This is a genomic window from Cetobacterium sp. ZWU0022 (assembly GCF_000800875.1).
Lineage (GTDB): Bacteria > Fusobacteriota > Fusobacteriia > Fusobacteriales > Fusobacteriaceae > Cetobacterium_A.
Genome location: NZ_JRJZ01000176.1, coordinates 1 through 332, shown reverse-complemented (window position 1 = coordinate 332; position 332 = coordinate 1). Strand labels below are relative to the sequence as shown.

1 protein-coding gene is annotated in these 332 nt (G+C 32.2%); it reads right to left on the bottom strand.

Annotated elements, in window-relative coordinates; all coding sequences use genetic code 11:
- A partial coding sequence (locus tag L988_RS11970; protein ID WP_047384571.1) for a DEAD/DEAH box helicase family protein occupies window positions 1–332 on the bottom strand: 332 nt, incomplete at both ends.

Genomic DNA, 332 nt, shown 5'->3' with positions numbered 1-332 from the left:
CTTTAGGAGCAAACTTCTGTATTGTAGAGAATATTATTCCACCACTACTTACATTTAGTAATTCTTTTAATCTATCTTTATCGTCTGCTTGTTTTGGTGTCTCTATTAGATAACTTTGAGCTTTTGAGAAAGTTCCGAAAAGTTGATTATCCAAATCATTTCTATCAGTTAAAACTATAACTGTTGGATTATTAAACTTTTTCATAAGTTGTCCCGTATAAAATGTCATAGTTAGAGATTTTCCACTACCTTGAGTATGCCAAACAACACCAATTTTTCCATCATTGCTACGAGCATCTGCTGTCTTTTCCAGTGCTTTTTTTATGGCAAAG